General features: G+C 71.6%; 18 protein-coding genes. 13 read left to right on the top strand and 5 right to left on the bottom strand.

What is annotated here, in order from left to right; genetic code table 11:
• The first annotated feature begins 10 nt into the window (after positions 1–10).
• Complete coding sequence (locus tag L3i22_RS25550) at positions 11–1,288, top strand: GAF domain-containing SpoIIE family protein phosphatase (RefSeq protein WP_221329479.1); 1,278 nt, start codon at positions 11–13, stop codon at positions 1,286–1,288.
• A 223-nt stretch (positions 1,289–1,511) separates the two neighbouring features.
• On the top strand, positions 1,512–4,019 hold the full coding sequence (locus tag L3i22_RS25555) for a tetratricopeptide repeat protein (protein ID WP_221329480.1): 2,508 nt from the start codon (positions 1,512–1,514) through the stop codon (positions 4,017–4,019).
• Positions 4,020–4,130: 111 nt separating this feature from the next.
• Here the strand turns inward: L3i22_RS25555 and L3i22_RS25560 are convergent, their stop codons facing one another.
• Both L3i22_RS25560 and L3i22_RS25565 read right to left on the bottom strand, forming a co-directional pair.
• Positions 4,131–6,578, bottom strand: coding sequence for a tetratricopeptide repeat protein (locus tag L3i22_RS25560; RefSeq protein ID WP_221329481.1), 2,448 nt, complete (start codon positions 6,576–6,578; stop codon positions 4,131–4,133).
• Between the two features lie 12 nt (positions 6,579–6,590).
• A complete protein-coding gene (locus L3i22_RS25565) occupies positions 6,591–6,926 on the bottom strand; it encodes a hypothetical protein (protein ID WP_221329482.1) in 336 nt (111 codons plus the stop codon).
• A 133-nt stretch (positions 6,927–7,059) separates the two neighbouring features.
• Here L3i22_RS25565 and L3i22_RS25570 point away from each other — a divergent pair, with 133 nt between their 5' ends.
• The 7 genes from L3i22_RS25570 to L3i22_RS25600 all read left to right on the top strand — a co-directional run bounded on the left by L3i22_RS25570 (position 7,060) and on the right by L3i22_RS25600 (position 10,974).
• Positions 7,060–7,497, top strand: coding sequence for a hypothetical protein (locus L3i22_RS25570; protein WP_221329483.1), 438 nt, complete (start codon positions 7,060–7,062; stop codon positions 7,495–7,497).
• Between the two features lie 192 nt (positions 7,498–7,689).
• A complete protein-coding gene (locus L3i22_RS25575; protein ID WP_221329484.1) occupies positions 7,690–8,280 on the top strand; it encodes a cadmium resistance transporter in 591 nt (196 codons plus the stop codon).
• Between the two features lie 62 nt (positions 8,281–8,342).
• Positions 8,343–8,762: a phage holin family protein gene (locus L3i22_RS25580; protein WP_221329485.1), complete on the top strand. Its 420-nt coding sequence runs from the start codon at positions 8,343–8,345 to the stop codon at positions 8,760–8,762.
• On the top strand, positions 8,759–9,130 hold the full coding sequence (locus L3i22_RS25585; RefSeq protein ID WP_221329486.1) for a DUF3618 domain-containing protein: 372 nt from the start codon (positions 8,759–8,761) through the stop codon (positions 9,128–9,130). Before L3i22_RS25580 ends, L3i22_RS25585 begins: the two co-directional genes overlap by 4 nt.
• A gap of 31 nt (positions 9,131–9,161) precedes the next feature.
• On the top strand, positions 9,162–9,437 hold the full coding sequence (locus L3i22_RS25590; protein ID WP_221329487.1) for a hypothetical protein: 276 nt from the start codon (positions 9,162–9,164) through the stop codon (positions 9,435–9,437).
• Between the two features lie 144 nt (positions 9,438–9,581).
• Positions 9,582–10,544 carry a cation diffusion facilitator family transporter gene (locus L3i22_RS25595; protein ID WP_221329488.1) on the top strand — a complete coding sequence of 321 codons (963 nt, stop codon included), beginning with the start codon at positions 9,582–9,584 and terminating at the stop codon, positions 10,542–10,544.
• 250 nt (positions 10,545–10,794) lie between these two features.
• Positions 10,795–10,974, top strand: coding sequence for a hypothetical protein (locus tag L3i22_RS25600; RefSeq protein WP_221329489.1), 180 nt, complete (start codon positions 10,795–10,797; stop codon positions 10,972–10,974).
• Positions 10,975–10,996: 22 nt separating this feature from the next.
• Here the strand turns inward: L3i22_RS25600 and L3i22_RS25605 are convergent, their stop codons facing one another.
• On the bottom strand, positions 10,997–11,626 hold the full coding sequence (locus L3i22_RS25605) for a TetR/AcrR family transcriptional regulator (RefSeq protein WP_221329490.1): 630 nt from the start codon (positions 11,624–11,626) through the stop codon (positions 10,997–10,999).
• 76 nt (positions 11,627–11,702) lie between these two features.
• Here L3i22_RS25605 and L3i22_RS25610 point away from each other — a divergent pair, with 76 nt between their 5' ends.
• Entirely contained in the window at positions 11,703–12,659 is a 957-nt protein-coding gene (locus L3i22_RS25610) for a zinc-binding dehydrogenase (RefSeq protein ID WP_255658587.1), read from the top strand.
• A gap of 99 nt (positions 12,660–12,758) precedes the next feature.
• Entirely contained in the window at positions 12,759–13,709 is a 951-nt protein-coding gene (locus L3i22_RS25615) for a hypothetical protein (RefSeq protein WP_221329491.1), read from the top strand.
• 534 nt (positions 13,710–14,243) lie between these two features.
• Here the strand turns inward: L3i22_RS25615 and L3i22_RS25620 are convergent.
• The gene (locus L3i22_RS25620) at positions 14,244–14,900 is read right to left on the bottom strand and encodes a hypothetical protein (protein WP_221329492.1); all 657 of its coding nucleotides are present in this window, start codon (positions 14,898–14,900) and stop codon (positions 14,244–14,246) included.
• 142 nt (positions 14,901–15,042) lie between these two features.
• Between L3i22_RS25620 and L3i22_RS25625 the strand changes: the two genes are divergently transcribed.
• Together L3i22_RS25625 and L3i22_RS25630 are read left to right on the top strand one after the other, a co-directional pair.
• Entirely contained in the window at positions 15,043–15,771 is a 729-nt protein-coding gene (locus tag L3i22_RS25625) for a hypothetical protein (protein WP_221329493.1), read from the top strand.
• A 34-nt stretch (positions 15,772–15,805) separates the two neighbouring features.
• Complete coding sequence (locus tag L3i22_RS25630; RefSeq protein WP_221329494.1) at positions 15,806–16,033, top strand: hypothetical protein; 228 nt, start codon at positions 15,806–15,808, stop codon at positions 16,031–16,033.
• Positions 16,034–16,040: 7 nt separating this feature from the next.
• Here L3i22_RS25630 and nhaA read toward each other — a convergent pair whose 3' ends face one another.
• Positions 16,041–17,939, bottom strand: a complete 1,899-nt coding sequence (gene nhaA, locus L3i22_RS25635) for a Na+/H+ antiporter NhaA (protein WP_221329495.1) — start codon at positions 17,937–17,939, stop codon at positions 16,041–16,043.
• Positions 17,940–18,009 lie beyond the last annotated feature (70 nt).

Raw genomic sequence — 18,009 nt, forward strand, 5'->3', positions numbered from 1 at the left:
CGGCCCGGGCATGCAGCCGCTGATCCTCGACCCGGCCCGGCTGGCCGCCGTGCGACGCACCGGGCTGCTCGACACCGGCCCGGAGGAGGCGTTCGACCGGCTGACCCGGCTCGCCGCGACGCTGCTGGGCACGCCGTTCGCGTTCGTCACGATCGTCGACGACACCCGGTCGTACTGGAAGAGCTGCGTCGGCGTGGCGAGCACCGACCCCGCCGACCGGCAGAACAGCGTCGAGGAGTCGTTCTGCCAGTACGTCATCGGCACCGGCACCGAGCTGATCGTGCCGGACGCGCGGGCCGACCCGCGGACCGCGGGCAACCCGTCGATCGAGCTGATGGGCGTCGCCGCGTGGGCCGGCTTCCCGGTCCGCGCCCCGGACGGGCACGTGCTGGGGACGTTCTGCGCCGTCGACACCTCGGTCCGGGAGTGGACCCCGCACGACATCGCGGTCCTGGAGACGATGTCCCAGGCCGCCGCCGGGGAGATCGCCCTGCGCGCGGCCGTCGAGGACGCGGAGAACGCCGCCGCGCGGGCCGAGGAACTGGCCGAGACGTTGCAGCAGAGCCTGCTCCCGCCGCTGCTGCCGGACGTGCCCGGCGTCGAGATCGCGGTCCGCTACCGCCGGGCCGCCGCGGGCAAGGCGGACGTCTACGGCGACTTCTACGACGTGTTCCCGTCGGTGCGCGACTCGTGGGCCGTCGTCGTCGGGGACGTCGCCGGGAAGGGGCCGCAGGCGGCGCGGGTCACCGCCCTGGCCCGGTACACGCTGCGGGCCGCCGCGGTGCGGTGCGCCACGCCGAGCACCAACCTCGGCGCGCTCAACGCCGCGCTGCTCGGCTGGTACACCGACGACCGGCGGTTCCTCACCGCCGCGTACGCCACCCTGCGGCCGCACCCGGACGGGATCAGCGTGCGGATCAGCTGCGGCGGCCACGACCCGGCCCTGATCCGCCGCGCCGACGGCCGGATCCAGCCGCTGGGCCGGCACGGCCTGCTGCTCGGCTGGCGGCCCGAGCCGACCCTGCGCGACCAGCGGACGGTGCTGCGGCCCGGCGACAGCCTGGTCCTCTACACCGACGGGGTGACCGAGGGCCGCCGGGTGGACGACCGCACCCTGTTCGGCCCGGAACGGCTGCAGCAGGTCATCGCGGCCACCGCGGCGGACTCGGCCGAGCGGCTGGCCGCCGCGATCGACGAAGCGGTGACCACCTTCACCGGCGGCCACGCCGCCGACGACACCGCGATCCTGGTCGTCCACGTCCCGGCGGATCCCCGGCAGCAGCGCTGACGGCCCCGCCTCGGCAGAGCTCCATCCGCTGATCGTTGGCAAACTCCAAATAGGCGCTTGTATCCCGTTGTAATACGCTGGCGGTGCACCGATTTTCCGCTCGTCCCGCCCAACAGCGGAGACCCGGCAAATGCCGACCCGGCCGCGACATCGACCTGCGGGGGTGCTCGTGAGCGGCCTTGACCGGCGTGGCCGTGGTGCGGTCCTGGCCACGATGGCAGCCGTGGTGGTCGTGCTCACCGCGGCGTTGGGTGCGGCGACCAACATCGGCACCGGGATGCTGCCGGCCTGGCGGTGGGTGCACAGCCCGGCGGTGATCTGGTCGGTGGTGGCCACGTCCGTTCTGCTGCTGATGGTGCTGGCGGTGATCCAGCAGGGCATGGCCGGCACGGACACCCCGCCGGGGCTCGGTACGACGGTGCGGCACATGTTCGTCCCCCGGCGAGCCGCCGCTACCCGCCCGGCGATCGCGTCGCTTCGCCCGCCGCAAGTGACCGACCGCGACATCCGAGGACGTGACCGGCTGGTCGACCAGATGGCCGCCCGGTACAGCTGGCGAGGTCGTCACCGGCCGCGGGTCAACGTTCTGCACGGGATGGGCGGGGCGGGTAAAACCACCGTCGCGCAACTGGTCGCGGGCCGGCTGACGCGCGCCGGGGTGCGGGTGTGGTGGGTATCGGCCGCCACGGCCACCCAGCTGGATACCGGGATGCGGCAGCTCGCCGCCGAGCTGGGCGCGTCCGCCGCTGACATCGAGCACGCCTGGTCCGACACCGGCAGCGGCCCCGACCTGGTCTGGGGAAGGCTGGACCGGTTGACGCAGCGCTGGCTGCTGGTCATCGACAACGCCGACGACACCCGGCTGCTCACCCCACCCGACGAACCGGTCGCTGCCGGCCGCGGCTGGCTCCGGCCCGTCCCGCACCGCCGCGGCCTACTGCTGGTCACCACCCGCGACGGTGATCCCGCCACCTGGCCCGCCGCCCGGTATCCCGACGGCGGGGACCGCGGCGACTGGTACCGGCTGCATCCGGTGGGGATGCTCACCCCGGCCGACGGCGCAGCCGTGCTCCTGGACCACGCCGGCGCCGCCGCAGGCACTGTCGAGCAGGCCACCGCACTGGCCGAGCGCCTCGGCGGGCTACCTCTGGCCCTGGGTATCGCCGGTCAGACCATCAGCCAGGTCCGCCGCACCGGGGTCGCCGGCTCACCCGCGACGTTCGCCGGGTACCGCACCGCGCTGGACACCGGCGACACATCGACACCGGCCGCGGGCGCACTCAGCGAGGCGCAGGCACGCCGCACCATCGACCGGACCTGGGAACTGTCGCTGGACCTGCTCGACACGCGAGGCCTGCCGCAGGCCCGCACCCTACTGCGGCTGCTGGCCACCTTCGCCGACGCCCCGATCCCCACCCACCTGCTCGACCCGGCCACCCTGGCCGCCACCGCTCTCCTGCCTGATCTCACCGGCGAGCACCTCGCCACGCTCCTGCAAGCCCTGACCGGGGTAGGACTGATCACCCTCGAACAAACCCGGCGCTCGACACCCGTGACCCTCGCGCGGCTGCATCCACTCATCCGCGACACCAGCCGCCGCCCTCTGCACACCAGCTACCTGGCCGTGTCCATCACCCTCCTGCTGAAGAACACCACCGATCTCGACGCCGACGACCCCACGACCTGGCCCACCTGGCAGACACTCGCCCCGCACACCACCGACCTGCTCAGCCGAGCCACCACACAACCCGGTACCAGCCACGAAACACTTGTCGACGTCTGCGGCCTGACCCAGAAGACCGCCCGCTATCTCGGCGAAGCCGGCCTCCACCAGAGCGCCCGTGACCTGTTCGCCGAGCTGCTCCCCAGCTACGAGCGGGTACAGGGTGTCGAGCACCCCGAAGTCCTGGCCACCCGGCACAACCTCGCGCGCTGGACCGGGGCGGCGGGTGATCCGGCCGGCGGCCGTGACCTGTTCGCCGAGCTGCTCCCCATTCGTGAGCGGGTCCTGGGTGTCGAGCACCCCGACACCCTGGACACCCGCAACCACCATGCGTACTGGCTCGGGAAGGCGGGTGATCCGGCCGGCGCCCGTGACCTGCTTGCCGAGCTGCTCCCCGGCTACGAGCGGGTCCAGGGTGTCGAGCACCCCGAAGTCCTGGCCACCCGGCACAACCTCGCGCACTGGATCGGGGTGGCCGGTGATCCGACCGGCTCCCGTGACCTGTTCGCTGAGCTGCTCCCCGTCCGTGAGCGGGTCCTGGGTGTCGAGCACCCCGACACCGTGACCACCCGCTACGACCTCGCGTACTGGATCGGGGTGGCGGGTGATCCGGCCGGCGCCCGTGACCTGCTTGCCGAGCTGCTCCCCGTCCGTGAGCGGGTCCTGGGCGTCGAGCACCCCGAAACCCTGGCCACCCGCCACAACCTCGCGCGCTGGATCGGGGTGGCGGGTGATCCGGCCGGCGCCCGTGACCTGCTCGCTGAGCTGATCCCCAGCTACGAACGGGTTTTGGGCGTCGAGCACCCCGACATCCGGGAGACCCGGCACAACCATGCGTACTGGACTACAAGAGCAAAATATGACGATGCCGTCATCAACGCATTGGTCGTTTCCGATGGACGCCGCTGGTGCGCCTGGGCACGACGCATCCTCCCAGCACGCAACTCCCACAAAAGTCACACCAGAAACAAGCCCACACAACACGGGTCCGGCGGTGGGTTTCGATAGATCCGGCCGGTGGGGCACAAGATCGGATATGCCCGGGTCAGCACCGCCGACCAAGATCCCCACTCTTGATGGCTGTTCTCGTCCAGGACCGTAGGCCCGGCACCGGAGCGATCAGGGAGTGGGGCCCTCCCGGCGGAGTCGGTGGAGCCTCGCCTCGGCCTTACGGGTGAGGTCGCGCAGTTGCGGGTCGTCGCCGGCGAGCTGGGTCGAACGGACGAGCAACTCCTCGCTCGCGGCTATCGCGAGATCGCGCCGGCCCGTCGTGGCAGCCAATCGCACCAGGTTCTCCAGGGCGAACAGGACCTTCTGCGCGTACTGCCGGGGGCCGTCCGAACTGTCGAGGATGCCGCGCCACCGGCCGACCGCCTCGACGGCGTTCTGCAGGGCCCACAGAAGTTCCGGGTCGTCGACCTCCTGCTGCTGGACGCTGAGATTGTGGAACGCGGACGCCAGCATCGGCTCGTAGGCGTGAGCGTCGTACGCGGCGAGCAACGAGCAGTGCCGGATCGCTTCCTCCGTCGCCTCCACCGCGTCCTCGGGTCGCTCCAGATTTCGCAGGATCGCCCCGATGCTGACCAGGGACTTCGCCAGGCTGACGGTGTCGCCCAGCTGATCGGTCTCGTCGAGCACGGTGTGCAGCAGGAGCTGGGACTCGTCCACCGCGGCCAGGGCCGCGTCCCATTGCTCCAGCTTGGCGAGGACATCGCCGTAGTTGAGCAGGGCGCCGCCCAGCAGACGACGATCCTCGATCGACGCGGTTCGCGTCACGACTTCGGTCAAGGTCTCCACCGCCTCCCGTGCCACCGGCAACGCCAGGTCGAGACGGCCGAGCGAGTGGTACACCGCCGCGAGGTTGCTCAGCGCCATACCGAGCGCGGGCCCGGAACGCGGCAGCCCGGCCCTGTCCGCCTCCCGGTACGCGTCGACGGCCCGGGTCGCCACCTCGAGTCCGCGGGTGTACTGCCCGGCGTTGAAGAGCCGGTAGCCGAGCTGGTTGAGTGCGCCCGCGACCTCGTAGGGGTTGGCGGCGGAGGCCAGGCGATGGTCGGTGATCCGGGACGCCAGGGCGGCCAGCCCGAGGTTGATCGAGACGTGGTTGCCCTTCGGCAATGCCTCGTAGACCGCGTCGAGTGCGGCGACGTCGATCGCCGGAAGCGCGGCGATACCGGCCAGCACCGCCGAGCCCAGCAGCCGGGCAATCGATTCGGGCGCTTCGGCGACGACCGGGTTGAGCACCGCGGTCACCACGTGCGGCCAGCGCTGCCCCGCCTCGACCACGGTCTGCAGGGCCTGGCTCGGCCACGGCGAGGAGCCGTCGGCCAGGATCAGGTGCCGCGCCGCCGGGACGGCCCAGGGTTGCGGTTGGTAGCTCGCCAGGTCGTGCCCGGGTATCTGCAGGGCCAGGAAGTCCTCGGCCAGCCGATCCGGGTAGAGCGGTTCGAGCGCCACCGGGCCGCCCGAGGGGTAGCAGACCGCGTGGTCGTCCAGGATCTGGCCGGCCGTCGCCGGATCGTCGGTGACACCGGCCGTGGCCAGGGCGTCGACGGCGGAGGGATAGGGCAGGGCACCGGCCAGAACGGCGGTGAACACGGTCCGGGACATCGTGGCCGGCGAGATCCGCACGGCGCCGGCCTGTCGCAGGCCGACCCAGTGGGCGACCTCGCGGTCGAGCAGGTAGGCGGACAGGTCCGCGACCGCGGTGGGCGCCTCGAGGTTCGGGTAGCGGGTGGCATCCACGGCGGCGAGGGCCGCCATGTGCACGGTCAGCACCAGACCGTACTCCGGGGCGCCAAGATCGGGTGGGATCACCGTGTCGGCATCGGCGCCCGGCAACAGGCCGGCGAAAGCGGTCGCCGCCTCGGTGAACAGCTTCGCCCGGTGATCAGTGGCGGCGGCGATCGGGCCGAGCGCCATCGCGTCGACGCCGAAGCCCGCCTTCGTCAACTGATGCCGCAGGCCCTGCCACCACAGCCCGGCCGTGCGGGCGACGAGCAGTACCCGGATCCGGCGTCCCGCGGCGACGAACCGATGGTCGTTCAGCAGTGTTACCAGGTCCTCGACGATCCAGCGTTCGGCGTAGTCGATGACGAGGAGCACGTCAGAGCCGTCCTCCGGGCCGCCGGGTCGCGGGTCCACGGCCGAGCTGGCGGGTTGGGCGATCATGACGTGGAAGCCGGCCCCGAGGGCGCTGCGCTGGGCGAACTCGCTGACCAGACGGGTCTTTCCCTGGCCGCCGGGAGCGTGCACCAGCAGAACGGACCGGCCGGGGCCGGGGGCATCGCGCCAGTCGGCCAGGTGTTGCAGGTCGGTCCCGCGCCCGCCGAACTTGACCACCTGGTGATCGGCCGACAGCAGCTGACTGGGGGAGAACCCGGCCGGTAGACCGGGTGCGGCCGCGGGCAGCCCGACGATCTCGTAGGAGCGAGGGCCGATGACGACGGTGCCGACGAAGATGCCGGTGTTGGCGAAGCCGCCACCGGTCTGCGTGACGTTACCGCTGCCGGCGACCGCGGCGGCGCGTGGCAGCCAGGGCAGGGTCCGGCGCCATCCGGTCGCCAAGGTGCGCCGTCCTCACCGGAGAGTGACGCCGGTGTTGGCGTCACCGCCGCCGGATGAATCGATGTCGCCGCTGCCGTCCACCTCGATGGTGTGCCGCGAAAGGCTGCTCGGAGCGTCCACCCCGGTGTTCGTGTGACCGGTGCCGCCGGCGACGATCCGGCCCGAACTCCGGACCCGGATCAGCATCGGCTTCTCCGGACCGGCCAGGCCCAGACCGAGCCCGATCACCGCGACGATCGCTCCGGCCACGCTGGAGATCTTGTCGGCCTTGTCGAGGCCGAGCGCGATGGTCGTCACGCCGAGCGCGACGATGGCGAGGCTGACTGCCAACCAGATCCATCGCTTCATGACGGCCCCTTCCGAGCACTGGGGATCAAGTCTAGGCCGCGCCCCGCGGAACGTTCCTCCCGTGAATCCGTGGAACGTGCCGTTGACCGCTGGCCGTACCGTTCGCGTCGACGCCTGTGGAGGGGACGGCCCGATGAACTGGACCGGGAAGCGCACGGTGACCGGATTGCTGGTCGCGTTGGCTCTCGGCATGGTCGCCGCGGGGATCTTCCTTCTCGGCGAGCACCGGCAGCGGCAGATCATCGATCGTGGCAGCCCGACCCGGGCGATCATCACCGCTGATCACGACGATGAGCTCGACCACTGGTACACCGTGAGCTACACGGCGGAGGGCCGGGATCGTAGTGCGGACCTGCGTGCCCCCTGGCTGATCGACAAGATGCCGATCGGGCAGGCACTGACGGTCTACCCGGACCCCGGCCACCCGGAACAGATCGTCACCTCGAACGGCTATGCCACCCCGGTGTGGACGCCCGCGCCGGGATGGCTGACGGTGCTGGCACTACTCGCGGCGTTCATCTCGGTCATCGGCCGGCTGAGCGCCACGCGGCAGCGCCGGTCCGGCGGCTGAGCTCGAGGGTTGGGGGTGGTTTTTCGGACCGCAACCACCCTCGGACGTCGCCCTGTAGGGCTTTGCGTTCTGGGCGCCCCGCGCCCTTGCGAAGCCCGGAAGGGTCCCCGCGGGAGCGGCGATCAGTTATTGGCCGCAGCCGGGGCAATGAAGAATTTGATCTTCAAAGGCGGCACCGTAGAATTCGCGATCATGGCCATCAGCCCGGGCATCGCAGGCCAGGCGGTCGGCCTGTTCGCGGTCACCAACGTGGACGACATCATGATCCTGGCGCTGTTCTTCGCCCAGGGGGCCGGTCGCCGGCACACCACCCGCACGATCATGATCGGTCAGTACCTGGGCTTCGCCGGGATCCTCGCCGTCGCCGTGGCCGCCGCCTTCGGCGCCACCTTCCTGCCTGAGCAGGCCATTCGCTACCTGGGTCTGCTCCCGCTCGCGCTGGGCATCCGGGCCGCGATCCAGGCCTGGCGGCACCGCGGCGCGGACGACGACGCGGCCGGCGAGGCGAGCGGCGGACCGCGGATCCTCGAGGTGGCCGCGGTGACGTTCGCCAACGGCGGCGACAACATCGGCGTGTACGTGCCGGTCTTCGCGACCGCGGGCCTCGGCGGGATGACCGTCTACGTCGTCGTCTTCCTGGTCCTGGTGGCCGTCTGGGCCGCGGCCGGCCGGTTCTTCGCCACCCGCCCGCTGATCGCGAGGGCGCTCAGCCGCTGGGGGCACGTCCTGCTCCCGGTCGTCCTGATCGGTATCGGACTGCTCATCCTCGTCCGGGGCGGGTGACGGCTCACTCACGCACGGCCCGGTTTGCCGTCCCCGTCGCTGGGCACACCACCAGCGAGGAGGTGAGCACGGTGACCACGAACGAAGCGAACCCGTCCACGGCGGATCTGGTGAATCAGGCCGCCGGACAGATCTCCACACTGGTCCGGGACGAACTGGCGCTGGCCAGGGCCGAGCTGACCGAGAAGGGCAAGCGTGCCGGCCTCGGCGGCGGCCTGTTCGGCGGGGCCGGCGTGCTGGCTCTCTACGGTGTCGGCCTGCTGCTGGCCCTGGCGGTCGTTCTGCTCGACCTGGCCTGGCCGCTCTGGCTGGCGATCCTGGTGGTGATGGCGGTGGTGTTCGCCGCCGCCGGGGTGGCCGCGCTACTCGGCAGGAAGCAGCTGGCCAAGGCCACGCCGCCGGTGCCGCGGAGTGCGATGGACAGTGTGGAGACCGACATCCAGACCATGAAGACCGCAGCCCAGCGAGGACGGCAGCGATGACCCCGAACGACGTACCGGCCGAGCCGGAACAGCTCCGCGACGAAATCCAGCAGACCCGCGCCGACCTGGGCGACACGGTCGAGGCCCTGGCCGCCAAGACCGACGTCACGGGTCGCGCCAAGCACGCCCTGGCCGAGAAGACCGACCAGGCCCGCGACCGGCTGAGCACCGCCGCCGGCAGCGCCGCCGAGACCGCGAAAGCGGCCGCCGAGACCGCGAAGGCGGCCGCCGGCAGCGCCAAGGCGCAGATCGCCGAGGCGAGGACCAACCCGGCCGTACGGCGGAAGCTCCCGCCCGTGGCTCTCGCGGCCGGTGCCGCGACCGCCGTCGCCGTGCTCGCGGTCATCGCCCGCAGACGTCGTAAATGACCCCCTTTCACCACGGAATCGGAGAACACACATGGGAATGCTGAAGCTGGCCGCCGGTGTCGCCGCGGGCTACGTCATCGGAGCCTGGGCGGGCCGCGACAAGTACGAGAAGATCGCCGCCACCGCTCGTAAGGTGAGCGCCCACCCCACGGTCGTGCAGACCCAGGCGAAGGCCAAGGCCCTGATCAGCGAGAAGGCCGCGGAGGTCCGCCCCGAGCCGGCGACTCCGGCCTATACGCCGCCGGCCCCGATGTCGCGAACCGCTCCGGCCCCGCGCGTCCCGGTCGTCGCGGAGCCCCCGCGGTAACCGCACCCGAGCAAGCCCCGAGCCGGACCCGGCACCACCGCGGGTCCGGCTCGCTCGCGTCCGGGCCCGCGTCGGCGTCGCAAGCTCTCGATGTGCAATTATTGCCATCAACGCATGTGTCACCACCGGCCAGGAAGGTCCGCGATGCCGAGCGCCGAGCACGACCACCGGCACGGCTCCGGCCACGCCGGGCACGACCACGGGGTCTCCGCCGACGCGGACCGTGGCTGGCTGGGCCTCGCGCTCGGCCTGATCGGCGTCTTCATGCTCGGCGAGGTGGTCGTCGGCCTGCTCGCCGGATCGCTCGCGCTGCTCTCCGACGCGGCGCACATGCTCACCGACGCCGGTGCGATCGTGCTCGCGCTGATCGCCATGCGCCTGGCGGCGCGACAACCCAAAGGCGGTTTCACGTACGGCCTGAAGCGCGCCGAGATCCTCTCCGCCCAGGCGAACGGCCTGGCCATGCTGCTGCTCGCGGTCTGGCTGGGCGTCGAGGCGATCCGGCGGCTGATCCACCCGCCCGCGGTGGCCGGCGGCCTGGTCCTGGTCACCGCCTTGGTCGGCGTCGCCGTCAACGTCGCCGCGGCCTGGGCGATGAGCCGCGCGAACCGGTCCAGCCTCAACATCGAGGGCGCCTTCCAGCACGTCCTCAACGACCTGTACACGTTCATCGCCACCGCGGTGGCCGGCGTCGTGATGGTCACCACCGGCTTCACCCGGGCCGACCCGATCGCCACGCTGATCGTGGTCGCGCTGATGGTCAAGGCCGGGCTGGCCCTGATCCGGGAGTCCGGCCGGATCTTCCTGGAGGCGGCCCCGGCCGGCTTCGACCCGGCCGCGCTCGGCGCCGAGCTGGTCGCCCTCGACGAGGTGGTGGAGGTCCACGACCTGCACGTCTGGCAGATCACCTCGGGCCAGCCGGCGCTGTCGGCGCACGTGCTGGTGGTCCCGCGCGGCGACTGTCACGCGGTCCGCGGCCGCATCGAGCAGCTGCTGCAGTCCCGGCACCGGATCACCCACAGCACCCTGCAGGTCGACCACGCCTACGGTCCCGACGGGCATTGCGAGGACGCGCACGGCGAGGCGTACCGCGCCGGGCCGGTGTGACCGGCCTCCCTGGGTGCGGGCGCGGCGGCGGTCAGGAGTACCTTGACGTATCGGCGCAGTTCAGACGCCGTCGGGCCGTCCGCGCCACCGTTGTCGCGTGAGCCCTGCCGACCGCCGCGGTCCGCCCGGCTGCCGGTCACTCCATCGGGGAGATCTGCCGCCCGGCTCCCGGGCCGCCCCGCTGTCCCGCCGCTCAGCCGCCCCGCCGCCCGCCGCTCAGCTCAGCTCAGCTCACGAAAGCGACCCCCTCATGACGAACCCCTCGACCGATCCTGCGACGCCGGACATCGCCGGCGAGATCTTCCGGATGCCGGTGATCGGCATTCCGGCCCCGCGCACCGACGCCGCCGACCGTGGCACCGAGACGATGCAGCGCCTGCGCAACCCGTTCGCGGTTCCGGCCGAGAAGGCCACCGAGCCCGGCGCCTGACGCCGCCGCACGGCAGCGCGGGTCAGCGGGGGAGTACCGCGCCGATCACCCGGGCCGGCGCCGGCAGGACACCCGTCGTACCCGAAGCTCGAAATGCCTCGATGGCCAGCGCGGCGAGCCGTCGCGCCGCGGCCAGCCGGACCTCCGGCGTGGTCGCCGGCAGCCCGCGCCCGGCCAGGAAGACCAGCACCAGATCGTCGAGCACGAAGTCGGCCCGCAGCGCCCCGGCCCGCTGCGCCCGCCGGGTCAGCTCGGCCAGCGACCGCAGCATGTCCAGCCGGTGCGCCCCGACGTCGACCGCGCCCGGGTACGCCGAGGCGAACGCGTCGACGAAGCCCTGGTTCCGCGCGTTCAGCTCGGCCACGTCCCGGATCACCGTGCACAACCCGCGCCACGGGTCGGGGTCGGCGCACCCGGCCCGCACGATCCCGGCGCAGGCGTGCAGCTCGTCGGCGAACACCTCGTCGACCAGCTCCTGCTTAGTCGGGAACCGCCGGTACAGCGTCGCCGGGCCGACCTCCGCCCGCCGGGCGATCTCGCGCATCGGGACGTCGAGCCCACGCTCCGAGAACAGCTGACGCGCCGCCGCCAGCACCCGGTCCCGGTTGTCCCGCGCGTCCGAGCGCAGCATCTGAGGCAAACGATCCGTCATGAGCTCTCAGTTTAGCCAAGTGGACGGGGGCGTCCACTACCGTCGGCGGGGTACCGCACAGTGATCGGAGACGGCAGTGCAGGCAGTGCGCATCCAGACGTTCGGCGACCCCGGCGGCATGGCGGTGGTCGACGTTCCCGAGCCGGTCCCGGCCCCGGGCCAGCTCCTCGTCGGCACCGAGGCGATCGGCGTGGGCGGCGTCGACGCGGTGATCCGCCGCGGGACGCTGAGCGGCTACGGCTTCCGCGAAGGCCTGATCCCGGGCAGCGAGATCGCCGGCCGGGTCCTGGCCGTCGGTGACGGCGTCGACGCCACCTGGATCGGCCGCGAGGTGTGGGCGTTCACCGGCGTCGGCGGCGCCTATGCCGAGCGGGCGGTGGCCGCCCTCGACGACGTCACCCCGCTCCCGGCCGGCCTGTCGCCGATCGCGGCGGTCACCCTCGGCAGCTCCGCCCCGGTGGCCCACTTCGCCCTGGCCCACGCCCACTTCGCGGCGGGCGAGTCGGTGCTGATCCGCGGCGCCGCCGGCAGCATCGGGGTGACCGCGATCCAGTTGGCCGCCCGGGCCGGCGCGAGCCGCATCGCGGTGACCACGTCCTCGCCCGAGCGCGGCAAGCGGCTCCAGGAGTTGGGCGCCACCACCGTGCTGGACCGCTCCGGCGAGACGCCCGAGGAGTTCGACGTCATCCTCGACATCGTCGGCGGCCCGGCCCTCCCGTCCTTCCTCGACCGGCTGGCCGACAACGGCCGCCTGGTCGCCGTCGGCGTGGTCGGCGGCCACCCACCGGCGGACTTCGGGATGCACCTGATGCGCGCCTTCCAGCGCTCTCGCTCGTTCGCCACGTTCAGCCTCAACACGATCCCGGTGCCCAGCCGCAACGAGATCCGCGCAGCCCACCTGGCCGCCGCGGCCCAGGGCACCCTACGGCCGGTCGTCCACGAGGTCCTCGACCTGACCGACGCCGCCCAGGCCCACCGCCAGATGGACGCCGGCGACGTCTTCGGCCGCATCGTCCTGACCACGCATCGGTGAGCGCCCAAGTGCCTGTCTCTCCACCCCAAGATCGGGTCAAGGCCGGTAGCGCCCCCAGCAGGAAAAGCGGGTCGACGGCCCCGGTTACGATCGGCGGCCATGAGTCGTGCCACGCCCCGGAGACCGCTGGACATCGCCGCTCTGTTCCCCGAGTTGCGGGAGCATGCGGCGACGGCCACCCGCCTGCACCCGCGGCCTGGTGTGCCCACCACCGCCGACAGTTCGATCGGTGGCCCGTTGCTGTGGCCGGCTGATGAGCCGTGGCCGGTGTGCAAGGTCGGCGACGGTCACTACATCCACAAACTCTTGAGACCGGTCACGGTCCATCGCATCCGCGAGATCCTCGCCAATGCGGAAGGCCGCGACTTCACCTCTGAAGAGCGGGCCGAGATGCCCGGGTGGAATTTCTCCGAGCCGGTCGCACTGTTGGATCAGTCCATCCCGATGGTCGCGGTGGCGCAGCTCTACCGGCACGACATCCCCGGTTTCATCGGCCCCGACGACTGTGACGTTCTGCAGGTGCTGTGGTGCCCGCTGGACCATCCGGACACCGACTACAACCCACTGGTCCGGGTGTTCTGGCGGCGCAGCGCCGACATTACCGATCCGCTGCTGGAGTTCCCCGAGCCATCGGTGGTAAGGGACTCCTACCTGCCGGTTCCCTGTGTCCTCCGCCCGGAGCAAGTCGTCGAATTCCAGTACATCGACCTGCTCCCCGACGACCTTCAGGAGCGGATAAACGCTTGGGAGGAGACGGATGACGAGCTACCTCGCTACGACTGCGAGCTTTCCCTCGCGCCGGGCTGGAAGGTGGGCGGCTTCGCGGACTGGTCGGTGTCGGATCCGCAGGAGGTGAACTGCACGGAGTGCGGCGCCGAGATGACGCTGATGCTCACCGTCGACAGCGGGGAGTGGGCCGACCTCAGCTGGCGGCCGGAGGGCGACACCGTGGTGGATCCGACGAAGGTCGTGATCGGCCGGGGCTGGGATCTCAAGATCTTCCGCTGCCCCGTCTCCTACGAGCACCCAGCGGCCACCGCCGCGCAGTGACGATCTCGCAACCCCTCCAGGACCTCGCAGCCTGAGCCGCTGCCACGACCACCGCGCGTCCTAGCTGTGATGTCCAGCCAGGTTGTTCAACCATCACACCTAGAGCGCGTGCCACTAGCCGAGATTGTCGGCGCGCCCGGTGTCGAGGAAGGAGCGCACCAGGTCCCACGCGCGATCGACGTCCAGGACGACGTGCCCGGTGAAATGGGCCAGTTCGTCCAATGAACGGCACCTGCACGTCGGCCTCGTCGGGCACGCTGCCGTCCCCGGCGAGCAGGAAGGACTGCGGCTCCGGTGTATCGACGATCAGGTGAATGACCGCGTAGTCACCGCGGAATCCGATGGACAACTGCGGGGACGCGATGTCCGCGATCTCGGCCTCGATGTAGCCGTCGATCCGCAGCCGGCGCAGCCCGCGGAAATGCTCGTCCACCCCGGCCGGATCGGAGCGGACCGGGAGCGCGCGGAAGCGGCGCGATCCCGGTTCCGTCGCGGACCAGAGCACATCCATCGCCGGAGTGTAGGGGCCTCGAACTACGCGACCCACCACCAGCCGTCGCCCACCTCGCGGAGTGGGTGTCCCACGTCGCCCGAGGCGGTGGGGATGACCGTCGTCGGGGTGGGCGGCTTGGTGAAGTACGCGAGGCCGGTGCCCGACTCGGCCCGCCAGTTCTGCCACATCTGCACGAAGAGCACGTCGCGACCGGCGTAGGCGAACCCGGACGGCGACAGCGACCGCACGTCCGCCGGCAGAGTCACGCTGCCGTCCAGGTGCCCGGCCCGGTAGTCCCAGGCCAGATCAGCGAGCGCGGCCCGATGGGTGCGGTACTGATAGTCGACGTAGTCGCCCTGCGAATGCTGCCGCGTGGCGACGGCGACACCACCGGCGGCCAGCACGAGGCTCACCACGGCCACTCCCCAGGACCGTTTCGCGCAGGCGATCAGGATGACCGCGGTCGACACCAGCGCGGCGGCGACGAGCGCCACCAGCCAGAGCCCCTGCTCGAAGTACGACCGCCCGAGCGGCGGCGACGCCAGCGCGAGCCACAGCACCGGCACCAGCAACCACCCGGAGCAGCCGAGGACCACCAGAAGCAGCCCGCGACGGCTCCACACCGGGGTGCCCATTCGCTCGTCCTCGTCCTGCCGATCACCCGATTCCCACCGGAACGGCGGCGCATCAGTACGCATGCCGACGAGCCTGTGCCCGGGGCCGCCCGCCGCGAAAGACCCGCCACAGAACCTCCACACGATCTCCCAGGCCCCTCCATCAGCGAGTTCGCGCCGCCGTAAACGAGTGGTCCAGGGTGGATCAAGTGCCTAGGCTGCCCCTGTGAACGAGGCGGACGGGCTGGAGGCGGCGGCCCGGCAGATGGCGACCGGGCGCCTGATCTCCGAGGAGCTGCCCGGGATCGCGACCGAGGCGCTCGTCCGTGGCCTCGACAGTCCGTCGCTCCGCCGGCTCGCGGGGCAGCGCCGCGACGACGTCCGGGACTCGGTCGATCTCTTCCGCGCGTCCCTCGACGAGCTCGGCATCGAGCTGTTCGACGCCGGCGAGACGGGGTGGCCGCGGGCCCGGCGAGCCGCGACGGAGATGGTGGCCGGACGGATCCGGCCCACCGACGGCGCGGACCAGCTGCGGCTGGCGTACGAGGAGGTCCGGAACAACGGTGACCTGCGGATCTTCGTGGGCCTGATGTCGACGCTGGAGGACTACCCCGAGGGCGCCGAGCACATCGAGGGCCAGATGCTGGCGGCCGCCCGCGAACTGCTCGCCCGCCCGGCCCCGCGCCGCTGGATCACGCTCATGGCCGCGAGCGGACAATCGCCACTGCGCGACGACGAAGGTCCCGTCGAGGTCGAGCCCGGGGCATTGCCGGTGAGCGAGGGCCTGCGCCGGGAGCTCGTCCGGTGGAACGCCGGCGTCGATGCGGAGCCCGGCACCGAACGCTTCTTCGCCGCCGGCCGGGAGCTCGGCGCACGGCTGCAGAGTGAACTCGGCCCGACCTGTCGGGTGGAGTACGTGCCCGTTTCCGGCCGCGAAAACTACGGCAACTGCTGAACCGGCAGAGAGTGTGAAGGGGAAGAACGCGACGATGTCCGGCGTACCCGAGGGATTCACGTATCGCGTCCGCAAGAACGGCGAGGTCGAAGTGCTGCATCATGGGCGTCCGGCCAGCGTGCTGCGGGGCGCCGCCGCGACCCGGTTCCTGGCCGATGTGGCGAGCGGCGATCCGCAGGAGCTGATGGCCCGCGTGACCGGCAACTACCGGCACGGCAACGAGCGCGCGGCGAAGAACCACCCACGCAACCGCGGCCGCTGACCGGAGCTCACGGCGTGCGGCGGCGCTCGGCGATCTTCGCGCGGGCCCGGGCCTCGCGGACGGCGCGGCGCAGCGTCCCCGCGTCGTAGGCGCCGTAGTGCCGCCGCCCGTTGATGAAGAACGTCGGCGTCCCGGAGACCCCGCTCACGTCGGCCGACTCCACGTCCTCGCTGATCCGGGCCGCCGTCGCCGCGGCCATCATGTCGTCGTGGAACCGGTCACGGTCGAGACCGAGCTGCTCGGCGTACGCAAGAAGGTCCATGATTTTCAAATGGTCCTGACGGGCCAGCAGGAGATCGTGCATCGCCCAGAACGAGCCCTGCGCGGCCGCCGCCTCGGCCGCCTGCGCCGCCATCTGGGCCTGCGGGTGGACGTCGGTCAGCGGCAGGTGGCGCCAGACATACCGCAGGTCGGTGTCGGTGAGCAGCTCCCGGACCGAGGGTTCGGCGAGGCCGCAGTACGGGCACTGGAAGTCCCCGTACTCGACGACGGTCACCGAGCAGCTGTCCGGCCCGCGCACGTGGTCCCGGGTCACGTCCACGTCCGGGATCAGGTCGGTGAGCTGCTCGGCGTCCCCGAGCAGGAGCACCGTCTTGCGGGCCGGCGACAGCATGAACGTCACCCGGAACACCGTCCAGGTCAGGATCGCCGACGCGGCCGCCGCGGCGAGCAGGCCGAGTTTCGCCTCGGCGAGCGCGTCCCCGTCGAAGGCCAGGTTCGCGATCAGGAACGACACGGTGAACCCGATCCCGGCGATCGTGCCGGTGCCGAGCACCGACGCCCAGCCCGCGTCGGGTCGCATCCGGCCGCGGCTGACCCAGCTGATCAGCGCGGAGACGCCGGTCACGGCGATCGGCTTGCCCAGCACGTACGCCAGGAAGACGCTGACCGTGACCGGCGAGGTCAGCGCCTGGCGCAGGAAGTGCGCGTCGACGCTGATCCCGGCGTTGGCCAGGCCGAACAGCGGCACGATCAGATAGCTGGTCCAGCCCTGGTAGGTGCGTTGCAGCCGATCGTTGGGGGACAGCGTCTGCACCAGGCTGACCCGGGCGTAGCGGGCCAGTTCGACGGTCGGCTGTTCCCGGAACGACCGGAAGAGATCACTGGCCTGTTCCAGGGCGCCGCGCGCCGGGGTGTAGGCGGGCGCGATCAGCCCGAGCGCGAGCCCGGAGACCACCGGGTCCACCCCGCTGGCCAGCATCGCGAACCACATCGCGACGCCGACCGGCAGGTACGCGTACCCGGAGCGGACCTTGAGCCGGACCAGCACGAACGCCAGGCCGAACAGCAGCGCCGCCACGATCAGCGGCATGACCTGCACGTTCTCGGTGTAGGCCACCGCGATCACCAGCAGCGCCACCAGGTCGTCCACCACCGACACGCTGACCAGCAGCAGCCGCGCCTGGTCCGGCACCCGCTTGCCGACCAGGGCGAGCAGGCCCAGCGCCAGCGCGGTGTCGGTGGACATCGCCACGCCCCAGCCGGCCGAGTACGGCCCGCCGTGGTTGACGGCCAGGAAGATCGCCACGGGCAGGGCCATGCCGGCGATCCCGGCGATGGCCGGCAGCACGAACCGCCGCCTGTCGCGCAGATCACCCAGGTCGAACTCGCGGCGCGCCTCCAGCCCGACCACCAGGAAGAAGAACGTCATCAGGCCGCTGTTGACCCAGTCCCGCAGGACGAGGTCGACGCTGAGCTCACCCAGGTGGATGGAGAGGTGCGTCTCCCAGAACCTTTCGTACGACCCGTCGGCCACGTTTGCCCAGATCAGCGCGGCGACGATGGCGGCCAGCAGCACGCCGGCACTGCCCGCCTCGGTGCGCAGGAACGCCCGCAGCGGGGTGTCCGGCCGTCTCGACCGGACGGTCTCGCCCTGCAGGGTCCCGGTGGTGCCTGTGCCGCTCACGCCCCCACCCAAGCATGCCGGGCCCGGATGATCCACAACTGAACGGCAACCTTTCCGCGACCGTTCGTCG

Source organism: Actinoplanes sp. L3-i22 (genome assembly GCF_019704555.1).
Taxonomy (GTDB): Bacteria; Actinomycetota; Actinomycetes; order Mycobacteriales; family Micromonosporaceae; genus Actinoplanes.